The organism is Streptomyces sp. NPDC052301, from assembly GCF_044593395.1.
In the GTDB taxonomy this organism is placed as follows: domain Bacteria; phylum Actinomycetota; class Actinomycetes; order Streptomycetales; family Streptomycetaceae; genus Streptomyces.
The window spans coordinates 51,705-72,220 of record NZ_JBIUBE010000019.1; the positions used below are offsets into that span (position 1 = coordinate 51,705).

The following is a 20,516-nucleotide window of genomic DNA, read 5'->3' on the forward strand; positions in this document are numbered from 1 at the left end:
TCCTCTGCCGAACTGTTATGAACACCGGAGCCGACCGTGTCAAAGGCCACAGTCGGCTCCGATCTTCTTACGACAACTGCCGTACGGCAGGTCGTACTTGAGTGCTACTTCAGGCGTGCCATCAGGGCGTGCTCCACCAGCGTGATCAGCGCACTCTTCGCGTCCGCGCGGTGGCGCGCGTCCGTCGTGATGATCGGGGTGTCGGGGCCGATCTGCAGCGCCTCCCGTACTTCCTCGGGGGCGTAGGGCTGCTGGCCGTCGAAGCCGTTGAGGGCGACGACGAACGGCAGGCCGCTGTTCTCGAAGTAGTCGACGGCCGGGAAGCAGTCGGCGAGGCGCCGGGTGTCCACGAGCACCACCGCGCCGATCGCGCCGCGCACCAGGTCGTCCCACATGAACCAGAAACGGTCCTGGCCCGGCGTACCGAAGAGGTACAGGATCAGGTCCTGGTCCAGGGTGATGCGGCCGAAGTCCATGGCGACGGTGGTCGTCGTCTTGTCCCCGGTGTGGGTGAGGTCGTCGATGCCGGCCGAAGCGGACGTCATCACGGCCTCTGTGCGCAGCGGGTTGATCTCCGAGACGGCGCCGACGAACGTGGTCTTGCCCACGCCGAAGCCGCCCGCCACCACGATCTTCGCGGAGGTGGTGGCCCGACCCGCGTCAGAGCTTGCGAAGTCCACTGAGCACCCTTTCGAGCAGCGTCACATCCGGAGCGCCGCCGTTGTTCTCGTCGCCACCAGGCTGGTGGATGGCGACCAGGCCGGCCTCGGCGAGGTCGGCGACCAGGATCCGGGCCACCCCGAGCGGCATGGCCAGCAGCGCGGAGACCTCCGCGACCGACTTGACCTCCCGGCACAGGTGGCAGATGCGCTGGTGCTCAGGGAGCAGTCCCATGAGCGCTGCCGGGTCGGCCGTGGTGCTGATCAGCGCCTCGATCGCGAGCTGGTAACGCGGCCGGGTCCGGCCGCCGGTCATCGCGTACGGACGGACCAGCGGCTGATCGCCCTCGTCACCGTACGGCTCCGCGTACGGATCGTGATGGGCGGTGGGCGGGGTCATGAATCCTCCGGGCGGGACAGCAAGTCGGTCGGTCGAGCCGTCTGTCGGGGGCCGGTGGGGGGATCGTGGCGGCCGGACGGTGTTTTTGTGAGGTGGGTGGTGCCGGGGCGGTCAGTGAAGCAGACTTCCCTGGAGTTCGGCGCGCAGGTCCGGGGTGAGTACCGCCCCCGCGCGGTCGACGAGCAGTGCCATCTCGTAGCCGACGAGACCGATGTCCGCCTCGGGATGGGCCAGGACCGCGAGGGACGACCCGTCCGAGATGGACATCAGGAAGAGGAAGCCGCGCTCCATCTCGACGACCGTCTGCGCCACCGTGCCGCCCTCGAAGATCCGGGAAGCCCCGGCCGTCAGTGAGGTCAGACCGGACGCGACGGCCGCCAGCTGGTCGGCGCGGTCCCGCGGGAAACCTTCGGACATCGCCAGCAGAAGGCCGTCGGCGGAGACCACCACCGTGTGCGACACCCCGGGGGTGTTGTCCACGAAGTTGGTGATCAACCAGTTCAGGTTCTGTGCCGCCTGGCTCATCGGACTCAACTAACGCTCCTGCTGGTGAGTGGGGCTCGGGTAGCTGCCGGTCTGGCCGCTGCCGGCCTGACGGCCCTGAGCGATGCCCCGACGGAGATTGGTCAGCCGTCCGCGTACGTCGTCAGGCGCACGCGAGACCTGCGGACCGGCTTGGTGCTGTTGCTGCTGTGCGGTGCCCGGGACCAGGTTCGCCCGGGGTACGCGGCGCGGCAGGCCGGACGTGGTGATCCCGCCCGACGCGGGCTGTCGGACGCGTTCTGCCTGCCGGACGAGTTCGTCGTTCGGCGAGGTGCGCCAGGAGCCGGTGGTGGAGCCGTTGCCGCCCGCGGGGCGCTGCGGAGCCGGGGCGGGTGCCTGCGACTGCTGCGGCTGCTGCGGCGCGGGCGCGCTCTCCTGCTGCTGACCGTGGAACCAGTTGGTCTCCAGCGTGTCGTACAGCGGGGTACGGCCGTCCATCGGGCCGCTGGCCGGCGGCAGGGCCTCCGGCTCGCGGTGCACGGGGCGCTGCTGCTGCGGGGCCTGCGGGCGCGGGGTGCCGAAGTCGTTCCGGCCGCCCGACTGCGGGCGCTCGAACTGGCCGGTGTGCGCCGGGCCCTGGCGGCCGGGCAGCGCGTGCTGTCCGGTGGATCCGGAGTCGAAACCGCCGTCGTACGCCTGCGGGGCCGCGAACTGGCCGGTGTCGTAACCCATGTTCTGCGGGGCGTCGTCCTGCCGCCCGGGCGCCGGCGTGCCGAACACGTCGGAGCGGACGAACGGATCCGTGCCCTGCTGGGTACCGAGGCCGTCGAACCGGCCCGGCGGTTGCGGGCTGTCCGGGCGCGCGAACTGACCCGTCTGCTGGGGGTCCTCCGGCCGCGCGTACTGACCCGTGGTCTGGGTGTCGTCCGGCCGGCCGTACTGGCCGGTGGTCTGGGAGGTGTCCCGGTGGCCGAACCGTCCCGGCTGCTGGGAGAGGTCCGGGCGGGGGAACTGGCCCGTGCTCTGGGCGCCGTTCAGGTCCGCGCGCGGGAACTCGCCCGTGGCGGACGGACCCTGGGCGTCGATCCGGGGTATCTCCGAGGTCGAGCCCGGGCCCTGCCGGTCGTCGACACGCGGCATGCGTGCGGTCTGCGTCGGGTCCTGCTCGTCGTGGCCGCGCGGAGCGTCCATCGAGGCCCGCGACAGCGGTGTCTGGGCCGGGCCCCAGTCCGGGGTGCGCTGCTGGTCGCCGCCGGGCAGCTCGGGCCGCGAGCCGCCGCGCGGCGGCAGCTGGGGCTGACGGCCCCGCTCGGAGCGGGCACCGGGCCGCTGCGAGCCACGGCCGCCGAAGGCGTCCTGCTGGGCCCCGCCCGGGTTCGCGGCCTGCAGACCCTGCGTGGCGCCGGCGGCCGGGGAGCCGAAGCCACCCGCACCGGCACCGGCGGCCGGCCGGCCCTGCTGAGAAGCACCGGGACCGCCCTGCGGACCCCGGGCATTGCCCGGCGCACCGGGACGGCCGCCCTGGCCCGCGCCGGGCAGCGCGGCCCGGGGACCCTGGCCGGAGCCGACCTGGCCGCGCGGGCCCGGACCGGCACCGAGCAGTCCACCGCCGGACGGGGCGCCACCGAGGGCGCCGCCCTGGCCGTTGCCGCCGTTCGCGCGGCGCGCCGCGGCCGCACCGGCCGCGGCCTGCGCGGCGGCGGGACCACCGGTGGCCGGCGCGCCCGGCTTGCCCGGAGCGGGCTTCTTGCCGCCCTGGGCCACGTCCACGGGCAGCATGACCAGCGCGGTCGTACCACCGGAGTCGGACGGGCGGAGCTGGATGCGGATGCCGTGCCGCTGGGACAGACGACCGACCACGAACAGACCCATGCGGCGGGACACCGACACGTCCACGGTGGGCGGCGAGGCGAGCCGCTCGTTGATCGCCGCGAGGTCCTCGGGGGAGAGGCCGATACCGGTGTCGTGGATCTCGATCAGGACGCGGCCGTCGGGCAGCGCGTGACCGGTGACCTTGACCTTGGTCTGCGGCGAGGAGAACGAGGTGGCGTTCTCGAGCAGCTCGGCGAGCAGGTGCACGAGGTCGTTGACGACCCGGCCTGCGACCTCGGTCGTCGGCACGGCGGCCAGCTCGATGCGCTCGTACTGCTCCACCTCGGACGCGGCGGCGCGGAGCACGTCGACCAGCGGGACCGGGCGGGTCCACCGGCGGCCGGGCTCCTCACCCGCGAGGACGAGGAGGTTCTCACCGTTACGGCGCATACGCGTCGCGAGGTGGTCGAGCTTGAACAGCGAGGACAGCTGGTCCGGGTCGGCCTCGCGGGATTCCAGCTCGGAGATCAGCGACAGCTGGCGCTGGATCAGACCCTGGGAGCGGCGCGAGAGGTTGGTGAACATCGCGTTGACGTTGCCCCGCAGCAGGGCCTGCTCGGCGGCGAGGCGGACCGCCTCGCGGTGCACGTCGTCGAAGGCCGTGGCCACCTGGCCGATCTCGTCCCGGGAGTGCACACCGACCGACTCCACGGAGGTGTCGACGTCCTGCGGGTCGGACTCCGACAGCTGCTTGACCAGCTCGGGCAGGCGTTCCTGGGCGACCTTGGTCGCGGTCTCCTGCAGCCGGCGCAGCGAGCGGATCATGGAGCGGGCCACGACGAACGCGCCCACCAGCGACACGCCGAGCACGAGCAGGATCAGCGCACCGGAGATGATGGCGTCGCGCTGGGTGGCGCTCTTCAGCTCGCGCGCCTTCTGCTCCATGTCCTCGAGCAGCGTGTGCTCGATCTTCTTCATCTGCTCGATCTTGGTCGAGCTGTCGTCCACCCAGTCGCGGTAGGAACGCGCGGTCTGCTGGCCGAGACCCTCCGGGGAGGCGAGCGCGCGCTTGGCGTACAGGTCGGCGGCCTGGATCGTCGGGTTGCCCTGGTCGATCGGCTTCAGCAGCTCCTCGGGGTCCTCGGCGGTGTCGATCTTGCGGAAGATCGAGATCTCGGAGCTCTCGCTCTCGGAGGCCGACTCGCCGTAGAGGCGGTCGTTGTCGGAGAGGTTGCTCTTGCCGCTGGGGGTCGAGGGCAGGGCGGCGGCGATCACGGCGCGCTGCACCGACGCGTACTCCTTGGCGGTGGAGAAGGCCGCCAGGGCGCGGGTGCGCTGGATCATCTCCGGGTTGCTGGACGCCTCGGCCATGTCCTCCGAGAGGCCGATCAGCTGGGTGATCAGCCGGTGGTAGGACTCGATCGTCTGGGTCGAGTTGTCCTTCTGCTGGTACGCGTTCTTGCGGATCTTGGCCAGCTGGTCCAGCTGGTTGAAGAGGCCGACGAGGTTGTCACGGACGCCCTGCAGGTTGCCCTGCTTGCTGGCGGCGTCGATCTCCTCGGCCGCGTTCTGGAAGTTCGAACGGGCCCGGTCGGTCTTCTCCTGGTAGCCCTTGACCTCGTAGTTGTTCACCGTGAGGCCGTGCGCCAGGGGACCGGCGGACTGGTCGCGCTCGTCCTGGAGCGCGGCGGCCAGCTCGGTGGCCTGCTTGGTCATGTCCGTCAGCAGCTTCATGTTGTCGAGCTGCTGGATGTCGTTCATGTTGTCGCTGATGCGCAGCGCACCGAGCGAGGTCGCCGCGACCACGGGCAGCGCGAGCAGCGACACCAGGCGCGTGGAGATGCGCCAGTTGCGCAGGGCCATGCGCGAGCCGGGACCGGTGGGGCCCTGCGGGGCCTTCACGGTCGGCGTGGCGCCGGCGGAATTGGTGGCCGCCGTGGTGCCCGACGAGGCCGACGGACCGGGGCGCCCGCCGCGGTCACCGCCGTCTCCGGACGGGGCCGGGCCCTGGTTGTGGGCGTGCTGGGGCGAGGAGCTGCCCTTCATGGGGCCAGTCCTGTCGTGCGACTCCGGCTCCGCCGAAGCGCTGCCATCCCTCTTGAAACGTCCCTGCACTAGCGTCGCAACCTCTGGACCAGGCGCCCCTCCGCGCGAACGGAGGAACACGGTGTCGGCGTTCTGGAGAGCGCCCTGAATACGCCCCCCGGTGGTCTGGAGTGACCGGCGCTGGTTCCCCCTACTCTCACCGCCACACCCGGCGCTGCGTTGCGCCCTTGCGCGCCGGCTCGATCCCGCGGCGGTCCGTGGAATTCCAGCACAGTGCCGGATCTCCAACAAGGGCCGTGTCCCGAGCTGTGACCTCCGTGACGGCGTGTGAGTGACGCGTTACCAGCCGTGGAGCCTGATTCGGTGCATAACGGGCGTATCCCTGCGAGTCGTCGAGGGGGCTGCGGTGTCCCAGTCGCCATGATCAGGAGCGGAATGATGCCTTCAGGGGGTCAATGTCCGTTTCGATGGGCCGATTTGCGGGCCCGATTTGACCGGTTCGTCCGTGACTTCGTGAGCAAACTCACATGCCTGCGGCGGCCAGTTGGCGTCATCGACGGGGAATCGGATGTTTAGCCTGACGCTTTACAAGAGGGACGACTCTGCAAACCCACTCGACCAGAGGGCACAGGACGACAACGGTGAAGACGACGATGATGTTCCACAAGATCGCAAACCCGCGACGCACGACCCTGGCGCACCTCGAGGACGCCGACGAACTGCAGACGATCGCGTCCCCGGAGCACTCCGTCGACCTTCCCGCCCAGACGGCCAACCCCAGGCGCACCGTCCTGATGGAGGTCCCGGTGGGCGCCGCCGCCGCGTCCGGAGAGTAACCCGGCAGACCCGGCCGAGCGCGGCCGGGAGGATCACGCACCCGCGGTGGTCCTCCCGGCCGCGCTCGCGTTCCGGGCGGTTCCCGGCACTTCGCCCGGGGCCCCGCGGCACCGGAAAACACCTGTCCGGCGGCGCTACCGGCCGAACGGCGGGGCGCCCGACCGGTTAACCTGGGGCGTCAGTACGCCGGTTCTAGTTGAGGGGCGCAAGGATCCCGTGCGCATCGCCAGGTTCTCCATCGACGGGAACGTCGCCTTCGGCGCGGTCGAGGGCGACAAGCAGGACGAACTCGTCCTCGACATCATCAAGGGCATCCCCTTCGCGGACCACGAGCTGTCCGGTACGAAGGTGCCGCTGAGCAAGGTCAGGCTGCTCCCGCCGGTCCTCCCCAACAAGGTCGTGGCGTTCGGCCGCAACTACGCCGAGCACGCGCGCGAACTGGGCAACGAGGTCCCGGACGCCCCCTTCGCCTTCTTCAAGCCCTCCACCTCGGTGATCGGCCCCGGCGACGACATCCAGTACCCGCCGTTCTCCGAGGAACTGCACCACGAGGCCGAGCTGGCCGTCGTCATCGGCCGCATGTGCCGCGAGGTGCCGCGCGAGCGCGTCAAGGACGTGATCTTCGGCTACACCTGCGCCAACGACGTCACCGCCCGCGACGTGCAGAAGCGCGAGAAGCAGTGGGCCCGGGCCAAGGGCTTCGACACCTCCTGCCCGCTCGGCCCCTGGGTGGAGACGGACCTGGACCTCGAGCGCGCGAACGACCTCACCGTCCAGCTCACGGTCAACGGGCAGCAGCGCCAGCTGGGCCGCACGAGCGAGATGATCCACTCCATCGAGGATCTGATCGTCAACATCTCCGAGGCCATGACCCTGCTCCCCGGCGACGTCATCCTCACCGGCACCCCCGCGGGGGTCGGCCCCCTGAACGTCGGCGACGAGGTCGCCGTCACCATCGAAGGCATCGGCACTCTCACCAACAAGGTTGTCAAGCGTGGCTAGCGCACCCGGCTCCCCCGTACGCGTCCGTTTCTGTCCCTCGCCCACCGGTAACCCGCACGTGGGCCTGGTCCGCACCGCCCTGTTCAACTGGGCGTTCGCCCGCCACCACCAGGGCACGCTGGTCTTCCGCATCGAGGACACCGACGCGGCCCGCGACTCGGAGGAGTCGTATAACCAGCTGCTCGACGCGATGCGCTGGCTCGGCTTCGACTGGGACGAGGGCCCCGAGGTCGGCGGCCCGCACGCGCCGTACCGCCAGTCGCAGCGCATGGACATCTACGCCGACGTCGCCCAGAAGCTCCTGGACGGCGGGTACGCCTACCGCTGCTACTGCTCGCAGGAGGAGCTGGACACCCGCCGCGAGGCCGCCCGCGCCGCCGGCAGGCCCTCCGGCTACGACGGCCACTGCCGCGAGCTGACCGAGGCGCAGGTCGAGGACTACCAGGCCCAGGGCCGCACCCCGATCGTCCGCTTCCGCATGCCGGACGAGACGATCACCTTCACCGACCTGGTCCGCGGCGAACTGACCTTCACCCCGGAGAACGTGCCGGACTACGGCATCGTCCGCGCGAACGGCGCCCCGCTGTACACGCTGGTCAACCCGGTCGACGACGCCCTGATGGAGATCACCCACGTCCTGCGCGGCGAGGACCTGCTCTCCTCCACCCCGCGCCAGATCGCCCTGTACAAGGCGCTGACCGAGCTGGGCATCGCCAAGCGGACCCCGCACTTCGGTCACCTCCCCTATGTCATGGGCGAGGGCAACAAGAAGCTGTCCAAGCGTGACCCGCAGTCCTCGCTGAACCTCTACCGCGAGCGGGGCTTCCTGCCCGAGGGCCTGCTCAACTACCTGTCGCTGCTGGGCTGGTCGCTCTCGGCCGACCAGGACATCTTCACGATCGACGAGATGGTCGCCGCGTTCGACATCTCCGACGTGAACCCCAACCCGGCGCGCTTCGACCTGAAGAAGTGCGAGGCGATCAACGGCGACCACATCCGCATGCTGGATGTGAAGGAGTTCACCGAGCGCTGCGCGCCCTGGCTGAAGGCCCCGTTCGCCCCCTGGGCGCCGGAGGACTTCGACGCGGCCAAGTGGGAGGCGATCGCCCCGCACGCCCAGACCCGCCTGAAGGTGCTCTCCGAGATCACCGACAACGTCGACTTCCTGTTCCTGGCGGAGCCGGTCTTCGACGAGGCCAGCTGGACCAAGGCGATGAAGGAAGGCAGCGACGCCCTCCTGCGCACGGCCCGCGAGAAGCTGGAGTCGGCCGACTGGACCTCCGCCGAGTCCCTGAAGGAGGCCGTCCTGGCCGCCGGTGAGGCCCACGGTCTCAAGCTGGGCAAGGCCCAGGCCCCGGTCCGCGTCGCCGTCACCGGCCGCACGGTCGGCCTTCCGCTCTTCGAGTCCCTCGAAGTCCTGGGCAAGGAGAAGACGCTGGCCCGCATCGACGCGGCGCTGGCGAAGCTGAGCGCCTAGCCGGCACATGCGTCAGGGGCGGCATCCGGAGTGTTCCGGGCGCCGCCCCTTTCGCGTCGATCACTGGGCGTCGGCTTCGTCGATCAGATAGGCGCTCTCGTCGAAGATCTCCAGCACGACGACGACCATGATCGCGCCGGCCACCACGGACTTCAGCATGACGCCCGGGGCCACGTACGCCTTGCGCAGGTGCTCGTCAGGGCCCAGCTGCGCGGTCGATGTCTTCCGGAACGGGTCGCGCGCCAGTATCCGTACGGCCCTGTCCAACTGCGCTCGGCGCTCTGCGGGCAGGGCGTCGAACGTCGCGCGGGCTTCGACGGGAACTGGACGCGGTACTCGCTCATGCGGACCAGGCTGCCAGCCGTTCGGCGGTACCGTCGGTGTCATGACGATCAGAGCCGTGGTCTGGGACGTGGACGACACCCTGTTCGATTACACGACTGCGGACCGTGAGGGCATGCGGGCGCATCTGGCGGTGGAAGGGCTGCTCGCCGGGTACGCGACGCCCGAGGAGGCCCTCCTGCGGTGGCGCGAGATCACCGACCGGCAGTGGGCGCGGTACGCGGCGGGGGAGTGCTCCTTCCGGGACCAGCGGCGCGACCGCGTGCGTGTGTTCCTCGACACGGTTCTGACCGACGCCGAGTGCGACGCCTGGTTCCAGCGGTATATCGGGCACTACGAGGCCGCCTGGAGCGTCTTCCCGGACGTCCTGCCCGCCCTGGAGGCCCTCTCCGCCGGCTACCGGCACGCGGTGCTGTCCAACTCCAGCATCACCGTCCAGGAGCACAAGCTGCGCACCCTGGGCCTCCTCGACCGCTTCGAGGCCGTGCTGTGCGCCGCCGAGCTGGGCGTCTCCAAGCCGGACCCCGGCGCCTTCCTGGCGGCCTGCGAGGCGCTGGGGCTGCCTCCGCGCGAGGTGGCGTACGTCGGCGATCACCCGGAGATCGACGGGCGGGGCGCCGCCGAGGCCGGCCTGCTGTCCGTGTGGATCGACCGCGGGACGGCGTGCGCACAGGCCGCCGGCGAGGTCGTCGCGCACCGGATCTCGACCCTCGCCGAACTCCCCGCGCTCGTCCGCGCGCATACCCGTTTTGGAGCCCCGTCCACCTTCGGGTAATGTTCTTCCTGCGCCGAGGGGAGCGGGCCGAAAGGCCGGAGCCCCGAGGAGCAAGCTAGAACGAGAACCCCGCAGGGGCTTGAGTTCCAGTGGCCTATGGTGTAATTGGCAGCACGACTGATTCTGGTTCAGTTAGTCTTGGTTCGAGTCCAGGTAGGCCAGCTCGCAGAGCTTATCTGCAAAGCCCCCGTTGTGTAGCGGCCTAGCACGCTGCCCTCTCAAGGCAGTAGCGCCGGTTCGAATCCGGTCGGGGGTACTGATCCTTCCCGCGAGGACGGCCAGGGTAGCTCCCACCGTTGTCGATGCAGGATCGCTAGGGCCCCCGTTGTGTAGCGGCCTAGCACGCCGCCCTCTCAAGGCGGTAGCGCCGGTTCGAATCCGGTCGGGGGTACTGACTGGTCTAAACCATCATTGGTCTATGGTGTAATTGGCAGCACGACTGATTCTGGTTCAGTTAGTCTTGGTTCGAGTCCAGGTAGACCAGCTCGGACCTGCGGAAACGCAGTGTCCATGCCCCCGTTGTGTAGCGGCCTAGCACGCCGCCCTCTCAAGGCGGTAGCGCCGGTTCGAATCCGGTCGGGGGTACCACAGGAAGGCCCTTCGCTTCGGCGGAGGGCCTTCGTCGTGCCCGGCGCCGGCTACTCGAGGCCGTACCGCCGGGTCGTCTCCTCCTCCTGGGCCAGCCGGTGCAGCGCCTGCAGCAACGGCTCGTTGAGAATCGCCCCCAGGACCGCGAACTCGATGCGCTCCGGCTCCGACGGGTGCGTCTCCATGTTGTCCAGATCGAGTACGGCTGTCCGGTGCATCAACTCGGCGTACGGTGCGAGCTGTTCGACCCCCCAGTCGTAGCCGAGCCGGCGGAACGCGGCCACCGCGACCACCAGTGAGCGGTAGGCGGGGGAGAGGGACGTGAGCCGCTCGGCGTTCCGCCAGCCGAGCCGGTCCAGGAGCGCGGCCACCTCCCGGTGCGCGGCCTGCACGCACTCGTCGTCCTCGTCCGGCTCCGGCACCTGCGGCAGCGCCCACAGCGCCGCGCCCAGGCGGACGGAGCGGCCCAGGGAGTCGTCGTCCACATGCCCGAGCACCTCGCGCACCTTCGCCACCGGCACCCGGCCCACCTGGATCATCGCCCTCACCAGCCGCAGCCGGCGCAGATGCTCCTCGTCGTACTCGGCCGTCGTGGCGTTGATCTGGCGGCCCGGCGGCAACAGACCCTGGCGCAGGTAGTACTTGATCGTCGCGGTGGACACCCCACTGCGCTCGCTCAGCTCGGCCAGCCGCATCTCTTGCGCTCCTTGTCGGATAACGGCACTATCCAAGCAGAGGTCATTGGATAGCGCCGCTCGCCGATGAGGGGGAACTCATGGTGTCCCGTACGACCGCCGATGCGCGGGGCGAGGTCGTCGTCCTGCTGATCGGCATGCGCATCAACCGCTTCTGGGCGGTGCACCTGTGGCTGCCGGTCATGCTCGCGATGGTCCGCATGCTCCGGGAACTGCAGAGGGACCCGGGGCGGGGGCTGCGCGCCAAGGTGCTGCTGACGGCGTCGCCGCGCACGTACTACGTGGTGCAGTACTGGGAGTCCAAGGAGAAGCTCTACGCCTACGCGACCGCGCCGGACGCGTTCCACCACAAGGCGTGGGCCGTGATCAACCGCAAGGAGCGCACCGGCAGGCTGCGCGGGCAGGTCGGGATCTGGCACGAGACGTACGTCGTGCCCGAGGGGTCGTACGAGGCGATCTACGGGGACATGCCGGCGTTCGGTCTCGCCGCCGCCCACGGCCAGGTGCCGCTGGAGAGGCGGGGCCGGTATGCCAAGGACCGGTTCGCCCACAGGTCGGGGGAGGGGCTGAGCGCCTAGCCCCCGTCGCGGGCCTCGATGCCGGTGCGCGTGAGGACCGGGGCCGGGTCCCGCGGGACTCCACGTGCGGGCCGGTGCGTCGGCGTCCTTCAGCAGGACGTCGGCGTTCAGCAGGACGCCGGCGTCCGTCGTGCGGTCGGGCATGTCGACCGGCATCTCGCCGAGCCGGCGGCCGGACATCCAGCACATGCGCTTCACCGAGGACAAGGTCCGCTCGGGCGGGAAGACGGCGAGGTGGACGCCGAGCCGGAAGCCCGCCGCGTCGTGGTCCGTCCGGTCGGCCGGCAGTTCGCGCGGCTCCCTCGTCTCCCCCCGGAAGGCCGGCTGCCCCGCCCCCTGAGGCACCTGCCGCGGCGTTGAGGCGGGTCCTTCGCGAGGCGGGGCTTCGCTGCGGTGTCAGCCCGAGCGGCGCAGGGCCTCCGAGAGGCGAGCCGCCGCGTCGATGACCGCCTGGGCGTGCATACGGCCCGGGTGGCGGGTCAGGCGCTCGATGGGTCCGGAGACCGAGACGGCGGCCACCACACGGTTGGAAGGGCCGCGCACGGGCGCGGAGACGGACGCCACGCCCGGCTCGCGCTCGCCGATGGACTGGGCCCAGCCGCGCCGTCGTACGCCCGACAGGGCCGTCGCCGTGAAGCGGGCACCCTGCAGGCCGCGGTGCAGCCGCTCGGGCTCCTCCCACGCCATCAGGATCTGCGCCGAGGAGCCGGCCTTCATGGTCAGCGTGGAGCCCACCGGGACCGTGTCCCGCAGGCCGGACAGGCGCTCCGCCGCGGCCACACAGATCCGCATGTCACCCTGGCGTCGGTAGAGCTGCGCGCTCTCGCCGGTGACATCACGGAGGTGGGTGAGCACGGGGCCCGCCGTGGCGAGCAGGCGGTCCTCGCCGGCCGCGGCGGCCAGCTCCGCGAGGCGCGGTCCGAGGATGAACCGGCCCTGCATGTCACGCGCGACCATGCGGTGGTGTTCCAAAGCCACGGCCAGGCGGTGAGCCGTGGGTCGTGCCAGTCCGGTGGCTCCGACCAGACCCGCGAGGGTGGCCGGACCGGACTCCAGAGCGCTCAGGACGAGGGCCGCCTTGTCCAGAACGCCGACGCCGCTACTGTTGTCCATGCAACGATACTCGCGTCTCACTCTGTGAAACGCAAGTTCAATTTTCCGTGGAACGCGCCACCCTGGAATCACACAGCGGCCCGCGGACCAACGGGCCTGGCGGTAGGCGCCCGAAATCACCGGTATCCCGGCGGCAGGGGCGTGGGCGCCGCTTCCTCAAGATCTCTAGTTGGGCCGGTGCACGCTTGCCGGCCGGAGGGAAAGCGATGGGTAGGACACTCGCGGAGAAGGTCTGGGACGACCACGTCGTCCGGCGCGCCGAGGGCGAGCCCGACCTCCTCTTCATCGATCTGCACCTGCTGCACGAGGTGACCAGCCCGCAGGCCTTCGACGGGCTGCGCAAGAACGGCCGCCAGGTGCGCCGCCTCGACCTCACCATCGCGACCGAGGACCACAACACCCCGACCCTCGACATCGACAAGCCCATCGCCGACCCGGTCTCCCGCGTCCAGCTGGAGACGCTGCGCAAGAACTGCGCCGAGTTCGGGGTGCGCCTGCACCCGCTGGGCGACGTCGAGCAGGGTGTCGTGCACGTGGTCGGCCCGCAGCTGGGCCTGACCCAGCCGGGTACGACGGTCGTCTGTGGTGACTCCCACACCTCCACGCACGGTGCCTTCGGTGCGCTCGCGTTCGGCATCGGCACCTCCCAGGTCGAGCACGTGCTGGCCACCCAGACGCTGCCCATGGCCCGCCCGAAGACCATGGCGATCACCGTCGACGGTGAGCTGCCCGAGGGCGTCACCGCCAAGGACCTGATCCTGGCGATCATCGCCAGGATCGGTACGGGCGGCGGCCAGGGCTACGTCCTGGAGTACCGCGGCTCCGCCATCGAGAAGCTCTCGATGGAGGCCCGGATGACCATCTGCAACATGTCGATCGAGGCCGGCGCCCGCGCGGGCATGATCGCCCCCGACGAGACCACCTTCGCGTACCTGAAGGGCCGCCCGCACGCCCCCGAGGGCGCCGACTGGGACGCGGCCGTCGCGTACTGGAAGACCCTGAAGACCGACGAGGACGCCGTCTTCGACGCCGAGGTCGTCATCCGCGCCGACGAGCTGTCCCCGTTCGTCACCTGGGGCACCAACCCGGGCCAGGGCGCGCCCCTTTCGGCGTCCGTCCCCGACCCGGCTTCGTACGAGGACGCTTCGGAGCGCCTGGCCGCCGAAAAGGCCCTGGAGTACATGGGGTTGGAGGCCGGCCAGCCGCTGCGCTCCATCGACGTGGACACCGTCTTCGTAGGCTCCTGCACCAACGGCCGCATCGAGGACCTGCGCGCCGCCGCGGACCTGCTGCGGGGCCGCAAAGTCGCCGACGGCGTACGGATGCTGGTCGTCCCGGGCTCCGTGCGGGTCGGTCTGCAGGCCGTCTCCGAGGGCCTGGACGTGGTCTTCAAGGAGGCCGGCGCCGAATGGCGGCACGCGGGCTGCTCGATGTGCCTCGGCATGAACCCCGACCAGCTGGCCCCGGGTGAGCGCTCCGCCTCCACCTCGAACCGCAACTTCGAGGGCCGGCAGGGCAAGGGCGGTCGTACCCACCTGGTGTCGCCGCAGGTCGCGGCGGCCACCGCCGTCCTCGGCCACCTGGCCTCGCCCGCCGATCTGTCCGACGCCCCCGCGCCCGCTGGAGTCTGAGAACCATGGAAGCCTTCACCACCCACACCGGCCGGGCCGTCCCGCTGCGCCGCAGCAACGTCGACACCGACCAGATCATCCCTGCTCACTGGCTCAAGAAGGTCACCCGGGACGGGTTCGAGGACGGTCTGTTCGAGGCCTGGCGCAAGGACCCCGGGTTCGTCCTCAACCGCCCCGAGCGGCAGGGCGCCACGGTCCTGGTCGCCGGCCCCGACTTCGGCACCGGCTCCTCCCGCGAGCACGCCGTCTGGGCGCTGCAGAACTACGGCTTCAAGACCGTGATCTCCTCGCGCTTCGCCGACATCTTCCGGGGCAACTCGCTGAAGAACGGCCTGCTCACGGTGGTCCTGGACCAGAAGATCGTCGACGCGCTGTGGGAGCTCACGGAAGCGGACCCCACGGCCGAGGTCACTGTTGACCTTGAGGCGCGTGAGGTGCGCGCGGAGGGCATCACCGCCTCCTTCGAGCTGGACGAGAACTCCCGCTGGCGGCTGCTGAACGGCCTGGACGACATCTCCATCACGCTGCAGAACGAGGCCGACATCGCCGCCTACGAGGCCGAGCGGCCGTCCTACAAGCCGCGGACGCTGCAGAGCTGATCCACTGGGCCGCGAAGGCCCGGACAGGTCGAGATTCGGCCACCCAACATCCCCTCTGTACCCCCGATCGCCACGATCGGGGGTACAGCCGTGTCTGCACCCGAACGGCCCCGCCCACCTCTTACTCTCGCCTCAACTTCCCACGTTAGGAAGGGTGTTGCACGGGTACGTGAGTGCTGTGATCGCGCCCACCGCAAGTGCCTGGAAGGCCATTTGAGGCGGCAGTTACCCCCTGCGCAGGCGACAACTCGCCCCAGATGGCACAATCTGTGCATGGAACCCGACGGCCAACTCCAGCTCTATACGGCGGTCGCGAACCAACTGAAGGAAGCGCACGCAAGAGTGCGCGCACTGCAAGTCCCGGAGGGCGTACGGATGGCGCTGACCCGGAAGCTGCTGGTCATTACGGCCGCGGCCAAGCACGATCTCGCCGCTGCGGCAAGGCGGCTCGAGCGGTTCAACGCGGACCTGGACGAGGGTCGGATCCCCGACGAGGACCGCTGAACAGCCCGAGACCACCGAGTCGGCTGCGGCACAAGGGTGATAAGCCCGTTTCGTGTTTGATTTGCGGTATATATCTGCCTAACGTGCGAAAAAGCTTGAACACTTTCGTTCTGGCGATGTCTCCGAAGGGGAAGACGTGAACAAGGCGCAGCTCGTAGAAGCGATTGCCGAGAAGGTCGGTGGCCGCCAGCAGGCCGCCGAGGCTGTCGATCATGTCCTGGACGCCATCGTCCGCGCGGTCGTCGCGGGCGAGCGGGTCTCGGTCACCGGCTTCGGGTCCTTCGAGAAGGTGGACCGCCCCGCTCGCTACGCCCGTAACCCCCAGACGGGCGAGCGGGTTCGGGTCAAGAAGACCTCCGTGCCGCGCTTCCGCGCCGGTCAGGGCTTCAAGGACCTGGTGAGCGGCTCGAAGAAGCTGCCCCGTGGCGGCGAGGTCTCGGTCAAGAAGGCGCCCAAGGGCAGCCTGACCGGCGGCGCCGCGGCGACGGTCAAGAAGGCCGCCGCGAAGAAGACCACCAAGGCCGCCGCGAAGAAGACCACGGCGAAGAAGGCGGCGCCGGCGAAGAAGACGACGGCCACCGCGAAGAAGACGACCGCGAAGAAGGCGCCCGCCAAGAAGACCACGGCGACCGCCAAGGCCGCGGCGTCCAAGACCACGGCGAAGAAGACCACGGCGAAGAAGGCTCCGGCGAAGAAGGTCACCGCCAAGAAGGCCCCGGCCAAGAAGTCGACGGCCCGCAAGACCACGGCGAAGAAGACCACCGCGCGCAAGGCGCAGTCGTAAGCCCAGCAGGGCACCCACGCGCCGGGCCGGACTCCCCTCGGGAGCCCGGCCCGCGGCGTGTGTAAGGGGAGTTACAGGGTCTGAAGGGTTACGAGGGTGATCCGCAGGCCGTCCCCGGCCCCCTCGGTCTCGATCCGCACCCGCTGTCCGGGACGCAACAGCCTCAGCCCGCCCGCGTCGAACGCCGCCGCGTCGAAGGGGACCGGGGTGCCGTCGTCGAGCAACACCTGTCCGCTGCGGGTCTCGACGTCGTACGTGTATGCGGTGGCCTGCATGGCAGCCAGCCTACTGGTCGTGGCCGGTCGCGCCACGCGGCACGACCCCGTACCGGCACGGCCCCGCGTCCCTTCAGGCCCCCGGGATCAGCAACCCCGCCGACACCGCAGCCGTGTGCGGGCCCACCCCCAGGGCCAGCGCCGCGCGCAGGTCCTCACCGGTGTCGACGTCCTGCCGTACCGAATCCACGTCCGCGAGCCCGAGTTCCACGGCGCCCGACGCGCGGTGCCGGGCACGGGAGTCCCTGCCGAAGGCGGGTTCCAGGTCGTGGCCCCCCGCCGCCGCCAGCAGCGTCGTACCGAGCGCCGCCGCGTCCGCGAGAAACGCCCGCGGAAATGCGGCGGCCGCGCCCAGTACGCGACCCAGCTCCGCCGCCCGCAATGCGGGCAGATCGGCGTTGAGGGCCGCGATCGCGATGCCGGGACGTTTTTCCCGTACGACGCTCACCCCGTGCCGCAGAGCGGCGTTCAGACCCCTCCCCGGGGCGTCGGGGACGATCCGCGCCCCCAGCACCGCCAGCTCGCGCGCGGCCAGCTCGTCGTCCGTGACGACCACCACATCCGCCACCGCCGGACACGCCACCGCCGCGACCACCGTGTCCTGTGCGAACGCCAGCGCCAGCCCCGGCCGCACTCCGTCGGCGGCGGTGTCCGAGAGCCTGCTCTTGGCCCGCGCCAAAGGCTTCAGCGGGATGACCAAGGTCCACTGCACCGGCGTACCGTCCCTCTCTCGTTGCGCTCATTGTCCCCCGCGGCATCCGGCACGCCGGGCGGCGGGGCGTACGGTGTCCTCGACAGACCGGCGGCCCGGGGCGACACTTGTCCGGCCCCCGCCGGGGTGGCAGCCCCTAGAGGAAGGTGTCCTTGTGCCCCGCCGCAGAATCGGCTTCTGGTACCGCTTCGCCGCGGTGATCTGCAAACCGCCGCTGGTGGTTCTGATCAAGCGGGACTGGCGCGGAATGGAGCACATTCCGGCCGACGGCGGATTTATCACCGTGGTGAACCACAATTCCCACGTGGACCCCTTCGCGTACGCGCACTATCAGTACAACACCGGCCGGGTTCCGCGATTCCTGGCGAAGAGCGGCCTTTTCAAGAAGGGATTCGTCGGCGCCGCCATGCGCGGCACCGGGCAGATCCCCGTCTACCGCGAGTCCACCGACGCGCTCAGCGCCTTCCGCGCCGCGATCGACGCCGTGGAGCGCGGCGAGTGCGTCGCCTTCTACCCCGAGGGCACCCTCACCCGCGACCCGAACGGCTGGCCCATGACCGGCAAGACGGGCGCCGCGCGGGTGGCCCTGCAGACCAAGTGCCCGGTCGTCCCGGTCGCCCAGTGGGGCGCCAACGAACTGCTGCCGGCGTACGCCAAGAAGCCGAACCTCTTCCCGCGCAAGACCCACCGCGTGCTGGCGGGCCCGCCCGTGGACCTGTCGCCCTTCTACGACAAGGAAATGACCCCGGAGCTGCTGAAGGAAGCCACCGAGGTCATCATGGCGGCCATCACCCGCCTCCTCGAGGAGATCCGCGGCGAGAAGGCGCCCGCCACGCCCTACGACCCGCGCCGCGAGCGGATCGAGCAGCGCCGCCGCACCCAGGCTCAGGCCCGGGCCCGGCAGGAAGAGGAGCAGAGCAAGTGAGCAAGCCTGTGCGGGCCGCCGTCATGGGCACCGGCTCCTGGGGCACCGCCTTCGGCATGGTCCTCGCCGACGCCGGCTGCGAGGTGACCCTGTGGGCCCGCCGGCCCGAGCTGGCCGAGGCGGTCAACTCCACCCGGACCAACCCCGACTACCTGCCCGGCGTGGAACTTCCCGAGAGCCTGCGCGCCACCGCGGACGCGGCCGAGGCCCTGCGGGACGCCGACTTCACCGTCCTCGCCGTGCCCTCCCAGACCCTGCGCGCCAACCTCGCCGAGTGGACCCCGCTGCTCGCGCCGGGCACCGTCCTCGTCTCCCTGATGAAGGGCATCGAACTCGGCTCGGCCATGCGCATGAGCGAGGTCATCGACGACGTCGCCAAGGTCGGCACCGACCGGATCGCCGTCGTCACCGGGCCCAACCTGGCCCGGGAGATCGCCGCCCGCATGCCCGCCCTGGCCGTCGTGGCCTGCACCGACGAACAGGTCGCCCAGCGCCTCCAGGCCGCCTGCCACACGCCGTACTTCCGGCCGTACACCAACACCGACGTGGTCGGCTGCGAACTCGGCGGTGCGGTGAAGAACGTCATCGGGCTCGCGGTCGGCATCGCCGACGGCATGGGACTCGGCGACAACGCCAAGGGCTCGCTCATCACGCGCGGACTCGCCGAGACCACCCGGCTCGGGATGGCCCTCGGCGCCGACCCGCTGACCTTCTCCGGACTCGCGGGCCTCGGCGACCTGGTGGCCACCTGCTCCTCGCCGCTGTCCCGCAACCACACCTTCGGCACCAACCTCGGCAAGGGCATGACCCTCCAGGAGACCATCGCGGTCACCAAGCAGACCGCCGAGGGCGTCAAGTCCTGCGAGTCCATTGCGGATCTCGCCCGTCGGCACGGCGTCGAGATGCCCATCACCGAGACGGTCGTGGACATCGTGCACGAAGGCAAACCCCCGGTGGTCGCCCTCAAGGAGCTGATGTCGCGCAGCGCCAAGCCCGAGAGGCGCTGAACGGACCGCCGGCGCGACGCTCAGCGACCGCCCGAGGGACACGGAGTCACGGCGCCCCGGCTGGCGCTGACTCGGGGGATACCAACGGGTACTCTCAACGCGATATGAGCACCGAGAACCTTCCCCAGAGCCCTGAGCAGCCGTCGCGCAAGCCGCGCGTGGCCGTCGTGTTCGGCGGGCGCAGCTCCGAACACGGGATCTCCGTGGTCACGGCCGGCGCCGTCCTCAAGGCCATCGACCGGACGAAGTACGACGTCCTGCCGATCGGCATCACCCGGGACGGACGTTGGGCGCTGACGGCCGACGAGCCGGAGCGGATGGCCATCACCGACCGCCGCACCCCCACCGTGGAGGAGCTGGCGGAGTCGCACGAGGGCGGCGTGGTGCTCCCCGTCGACCCCGCCAACCGCGAGGTCGTCTACAGCGAGCCCGGCTCCGTGCCCAAGGCGCTCGGCGAGGTCGACGTGGTCTTCCCGGTGCTCCACGGCCCCTACGGCGAGGACGGCACCCTGCAGGGCCTCCTGGAGCTGTCCGGGGTGCCGTACGTCGGCGCAGGCGTGCTCGCCTCGGCCGTCGGCCAGGACAAGGAGTACATGAAGCGGATCTTCACCTCGTTCGGGCTCAAGGTCGGCCCGTACGTGGTGATCCGCCCCCGCGAGTGGCAGCAGGACGAGTCCGCCGCCCGCAAGAAGATCATCGACTTCGCCGGCGAGCACGGCTGGCCGCTGTTCGTGAAGCCCGCGCGCGCGGGCTCGTCGATCGGCATCACCAAGGTCGACGACCTCTCCGGACTGGACGAGGCGATCGCCGAGGCGCAGTCCCACGACCCGAAGATCCTGATCGAGGCGGCCGTGCGGGGCCGCGAGATCGAGTGCGGCGTCCTGGAGTTCGAGGACGGCCCGCGCGCCTCCGTCCCGGCCGAGATCCCGCCGCCGGACACGCACGCGTACTACGACTTCGAGGCCAAGTACATCGACTCCACGCCCGGCATCGTCCCGGCCCCGCTCACCGAGGAGCAGACCGCCGAGGTGCGGCGGCTCGCGGTGGAGGCGTTCGAGGCGGCCTCCTGCGAGGGCCTGGTCCGCGCGGACTTCTTCCTCACCGAGGACGGCGAGTTCGTCATCAACGAGATCAACACCCTGCCCGGCTTCACGCCGATCTCGATGTACCCGGCGATGTGGCAGGCCACCGGGGTCGGCTACCCCGAGCTGATCGACCGGCTGGTGCAGGCGGCACTGCGCCGCCCGACCGGCCTGCGCTGAGCCACGACGT

The 20,516-nt window shown here is 70.5% G+C and carries 21 protein-coding genes and 5 tRNA genes; 17 read left to right on the forward strand and 9 right to left on the reverse strand.

Annotated elements, in window-relative coordinates:
• Window positions 1–104: 104 nt before the first annotated feature.
• The 4 genes from ACIHEJ_RS36280 to ACIHEJ_RS36295 all read right to left on the reverse strand — a co-directional run bounded on the left by ACIHEJ_RS36280 (window position 105) and on the right by ACIHEJ_RS36295 (window position 5,469).
• A complete protein-coding gene (locus tag ACIHEJ_RS36280) occupies window positions 105–680 on the reverse strand; it encodes an ATP/GTP-binding protein (RefSeq protein WP_184970470.1) in 576 nt (191 codons plus the stop codon).
• Window positions 661–1,059: a DUF742 domain-containing protein gene (locus ACIHEJ_RS36285; protein WP_009190816.1), complete on the reverse strand. Its 399-nt coding sequence runs from the start codon at window positions 1,057–1,059 to the stop codon at window positions 661–663. The genes ACIHEJ_RS36280 and ACIHEJ_RS36285 overlap by 20 nt, the downstream gene beginning before the upstream one ends.
• Window positions 1,060–1,170: 111 nt before the next feature.
• Complete coding sequence (locus tag ACIHEJ_RS36290; RefSeq protein WP_014675212.1) at window positions 1,171–1,584, reverse strand: roadblock/LC7 domain-containing protein; 414 nt, start codon at window positions 1,582–1,584, stop codon at window positions 1,171–1,173.
• 9 nt (window positions 1,585–1,593) lie between these two features.
• A complete protein-coding gene (locus ACIHEJ_RS36295) occupies window positions 1,594–5,469 on the reverse strand; it encodes a nitrate- and nitrite sensing domain-containing protein (protein WP_400141920.1) in 3,876 nt (1,291 codons plus the stop codon).
• Between the two features lie 572 nt (window positions 5,470–6,041).
• Here ACIHEJ_RS36295 and ACIHEJ_RS36300 point away from each other — a divergent pair.
• The 3 genes from ACIHEJ_RS36300 to gltX all read left to right on the forward strand — a co-directional run bounded on the left by ACIHEJ_RS36300 (window position 6,042) and on the right by gltX (window position 8,716).
• Window positions 6,042–6,236, forward strand: coding sequence for a hypothetical protein (locus tag ACIHEJ_RS36300; RefSeq protein ID WP_400141921.1), 195 nt, complete (start codon window positions 6,042–6,044; stop codon window positions 6,234–6,236).
• Window positions 6,237–6,453: 217 nt separating this feature from the next.
• Window positions 6,454–7,239 carry a fumarylacetoacetate hydrolase family protein gene (locus ACIHEJ_RS36305; RefSeq protein WP_400141922.1) on the forward strand — a complete coding sequence of 262 codons (786 nt, stop codon included), beginning with the start codon at window positions 6,454–6,456 and terminating at the stop codon, window positions 7,237–7,239.
• Entirely contained in the window at window positions 7,232–8,716 is a 1,485-nt protein-coding gene (gene gltX, locus ACIHEJ_RS36310; protein WP_400141924.1) for a glutamate--tRNA ligase, read from the forward strand. Before ACIHEJ_RS36305 ends, gltX begins: the two co-directional genes overlap by 8 nt.
• A 60-nt stretch (window positions 8,717–8,776) precedes the next feature.
• Here the strand turns inward: gltX and ACIHEJ_RS36315 are convergent, their stop codons facing one another.
• Window positions 8,777–9,103, reverse strand: a complete 327-nt coding sequence (locus tag ACIHEJ_RS36315; protein ID WP_400141926.1) for a hypothetical protein — start codon at window positions 9,101–9,103, stop codon at window positions 8,777–8,779.
• On the opposite strand from ACIHEJ_RS36315, the gene ACIHEJ_RS36320 reads away from it, so the two are divergent.
• The 6 genes from ACIHEJ_RS36320 (at window position 9,102) to ACIHEJ_RS36345 (ending at window position 10,421) form a co-directional block, all read left to right on the forward strand.
• Window positions 9,102–9,833, forward strand: a complete 732-nt coding sequence (locus ACIHEJ_RS36320) for an HAD family hydrolase (RefSeq protein WP_400141928.1) — start codon at window positions 9,102–9,104, stop codon at window positions 9,831–9,833. The two genes, ACIHEJ_RS36315 and ACIHEJ_RS36320, sit on opposite strands and share 2 nt — an antisense overlap.
• Before the next feature lie 90 nt (window positions 9,834–9,923).
• Window positions 9,924–9,995: transfer RNA gene (locus ACIHEJ_RS36325), tRNA-Gln, on the forward strand.
• 21 nt (window positions 9,996–10,016) lie between these two features.
• Window positions 10,017–10,089 (forward strand) — tRNA-Glu (locus ACIHEJ_RS36330).
• 62 nt (window positions 10,090–10,151) lie between these two features.
• Window positions 10,152–10,224, forward strand: a tRNA-Glu gene (locus ACIHEJ_RS36335).
• Between the two features lie 21 nt (window positions 10,225–10,245).
• A tRNA-Gln gene (locus tag ACIHEJ_RS36340) sits at window positions 10,246–10,317 on the forward strand.
• A 28-nt stretch (window positions 10,318–10,345) separates the two neighbouring features.
• Window positions 10,346–10,421 (forward strand) — tRNA-Glu (locus ACIHEJ_RS36345).
• A gap of 50 nt (window positions 10,422–10,471) precedes the next feature.
• Here ACIHEJ_RS36345 and ACIHEJ_RS36350 read toward each other — a convergent pair.
• The gene (locus ACIHEJ_RS36350; RefSeq protein WP_400141930.1) at window positions 10,472–11,116 is read right to left on the reverse strand and encodes a MerR family transcriptional regulator; all 645 of its coding nucleotides are present in this window, start codon (window positions 11,114–11,116) and stop codon (window positions 10,472–10,474) included.
• Window positions 11,117–11,196: 80 nt separating this feature from the next.
• Here ACIHEJ_RS36350 and ACIHEJ_RS36355 point away from each other — a divergent pair, with 80 nt between their 5' ends.
• Window positions 11,197–11,694, forward strand: a complete 498-nt coding sequence (locus ACIHEJ_RS36355; protein WP_400141932.1) for a DUF4188 domain-containing protein — start codon at window positions 11,197–11,199, stop codon at window positions 11,692–11,694.
• A gap of 396 nt (window positions 11,695–12,090) precedes the next feature.
• Here ACIHEJ_RS36355 and ndgR read toward each other — a convergent pair whose 3' ends face one another.
• A complete protein-coding gene (gene ndgR, locus ACIHEJ_RS36360) occupies window positions 12,091–12,807 on the reverse strand; it encodes an IclR family transcriptional regulator NdgR (RefSeq protein WP_009320373.1) in 717 nt (238 codons plus the stop codon).
• Window positions 12,808–13,013: 206 nt separating this feature from the next.
• On the opposite strand from ndgR, the gene leuC reads away from it, so the two are divergent.
• The 4 genes from leuC to ACIHEJ_RS36380 all read left to right on the forward strand — a co-directional run bounded on the left by leuC (window position 13,014) and on the right by ACIHEJ_RS36380 (window position 16,325).
• The gene (gene leuC / locus ACIHEJ_RS36365) at window positions 13,014–14,438 is read left to right on the forward strand and encodes a 3-isopropylmalate dehydratase large subunit (protein WP_400141934.1); all 1,425 of its coding nucleotides are present in this window, start codon (window positions 13,014–13,016) and stop codon (window positions 14,436–14,438) included.
• A 5-nt stretch (window positions 14,439–14,443) separates the two neighbouring features.
• The gene (gene leuD / locus ACIHEJ_RS36370) at window positions 14,444–15,037 is read left to right on the forward strand and encodes a 3-isopropylmalate dehydratase small subunit (protein WP_400141936.1); all 594 of its coding nucleotides are present in this window, start codon (window positions 14,444–14,446) and stop codon (window positions 15,035–15,037) included.
• A gap of 273 nt (window positions 15,038–15,310) precedes the next feature.
• On the forward strand, window positions 15,311–15,541 hold the full coding sequence (locus tag ACIHEJ_RS36375) for a hypothetical protein (RefSeq protein ID WP_400141938.1): 231 nt from the start codon (window positions 15,311–15,313) through the stop codon (window positions 15,539–15,541).
• A gap of 136 nt (window positions 15,542–15,677) precedes the next feature.
• Window positions 15,678–16,325, forward strand: coding sequence for an HU family DNA-binding protein (locus tag ACIHEJ_RS36380; RefSeq protein WP_400141940.1), 648 nt, complete (start codon window positions 15,678–15,680; stop codon window positions 16,323–16,325).
• A 71-nt stretch (window positions 16,326–16,396) separates the two neighbouring features.
• Here the strand turns inward: ACIHEJ_RS36380 and ACIHEJ_RS36385 are convergent, their stop codons facing one another.
• Complete coding sequence (locus ACIHEJ_RS36385) at window positions 16,397–16,600, reverse strand: hypothetical protein (protein WP_366012015.1); 204 nt, start codon at window positions 16,598–16,600, stop codon at window positions 16,397–16,399.
• Between the two features lie 73 nt (window positions 16,601–16,673).
• The gene (cofC, locus tag ACIHEJ_RS36390; protein WP_400141942.1) at window positions 16,674–17,312 is read right to left on the reverse strand and encodes a 2-phospho-L-lactate guanylyltransferase; all 639 of its coding nucleotides are present in this window, start codon (window positions 17,310–17,312) and stop codon (window positions 16,674–16,676) included.
• A gap of 154 nt (window positions 17,313–17,466) precedes the next feature.
• Here cofC and ACIHEJ_RS36395 point away from each other — a divergent pair, with 154 nt between their 5' ends.
• From ACIHEJ_RS36395 to ACIHEJ_RS36405, 3 genes are all read left to right on the forward strand, one after another.
• Window positions 17,467–18,237: a lysophospholipid acyltransferase family protein gene (locus ACIHEJ_RS36395; RefSeq protein WP_400141944.1), complete on the forward strand. Its 771-nt coding sequence runs from the start codon at window positions 17,467–17,469 to the stop codon at window positions 18,235–18,237.
• Window positions 18,234–19,244, forward strand: coding sequence for an NAD(P)H-dependent glycerol-3-phosphate dehydrogenase (locus tag ACIHEJ_RS36400; RefSeq protein WP_400141946.1), 1,011 nt, complete (start codon window positions 18,234–18,236; stop codon window positions 19,242–19,244). The genes ACIHEJ_RS36395 and ACIHEJ_RS36400 overlap by 4 nt, the downstream gene beginning before the upstream one ends.
• Before the next feature lie 104 nt (window positions 19,245–19,348).
• The gene (locus tag ACIHEJ_RS36405; protein WP_400141948.1) at window positions 19,349–20,506 is read left to right on the forward strand and encodes a D-alanine--D-alanine ligase family protein; all 1,158 of its coding nucleotides are present in this window, start codon (window positions 19,349–19,351) and stop codon (window positions 20,504–20,506) included.
• Window positions 20,507–20,516 lie beyond the last annotated feature (10 nt).

Excerpts from the sequence above, each read along its gene's own strand:
- ACIHEJ_RS36315 (WP_400141926.1), bottom strand. The coding sequence starts at position 9,103 with ATGACACCGACGGTACCGCCGAACGGCTGGCAGCCTGGTCCGCATGAG.
- leuC (WP_400141934.1), top strand. The coding sequence starts at position 13,014 with ATGGGTAGGACACTCGCGGAGAAGGTCTGGGACGACCACGTCGTCCGG.
- ACIHEJ_RS36375 (WP_400141938.1), top strand. The coding sequence starts at position 15,311 with ATGGAACCCGACGGCCAACTCCAGCTCTATACGGCGGTCGCGAACCAA.
- ACIHEJ_RS36285 (WP_009190816.1), bottom strand. The coding sequence starts at position 1,059 with ATGACCCCGCCCACCGCCCATCACGATCCGTACGCGGAGCCGTACGGT.
- ACIHEJ_RS36385 (WP_366012015.1), bottom strand. The coding sequence starts at position 16,600 with ATGCAGGCCACCGCATACACGTACGACGTCGAGACCCGCAGCGGACAG.
- ACIHEJ_RS36320 (WP_400141928.1), top strand. The coding sequence starts at position 9,102 with ATGACGATCAGAGCCGTGGTCTGGGACGTGGACGACACCCTGTTCGAT.
- ACIHEJ_RS36405 (WP_400141948.1), top strand. The coding sequence starts at position 19,349 with ATGAGCACCGAGAACCTTCCCCAGAGCCCTGAGCAGCCGTCGCGCAAG.
- ACIHEJ_RS36355 (WP_400141932.1), top strand. The coding sequence starts at position 11,197 with ATGGTGTCCCGTACGACCGCCGATGCGCGGGGCGAGGTCGTCGTCCTG.
- ACIHEJ_RS36290 (WP_014675212.1), bottom strand. The coding sequence starts at position 1,584 with ATGAGCCAGGCGGCACAGAACCTGAACTGGTTGATCACCAACTTCGTG.
- ACIHEJ_RS36350 (WP_400141930.1), bottom strand. The coding sequence starts at position 11,116 with ATGCGGCTGGCCGAGCTGAGCGAGCGCAGTGGGGTGTCCACCGCGACG.
- leuD (WP_400141936.1), top strand. The coding sequence starts at position 14,444 with ATGGAAGCCTTCACCACCCACACCGGCCGGGCCGTCCCGCTGCGCCGC.
- ndgR (WP_009320373.1), bottom strand. The coding sequence starts at position 12,807 with ATGGACAACAGTAGCGGCGTCGGCGTTCTGGACAAGGCGGCCCTCGTC.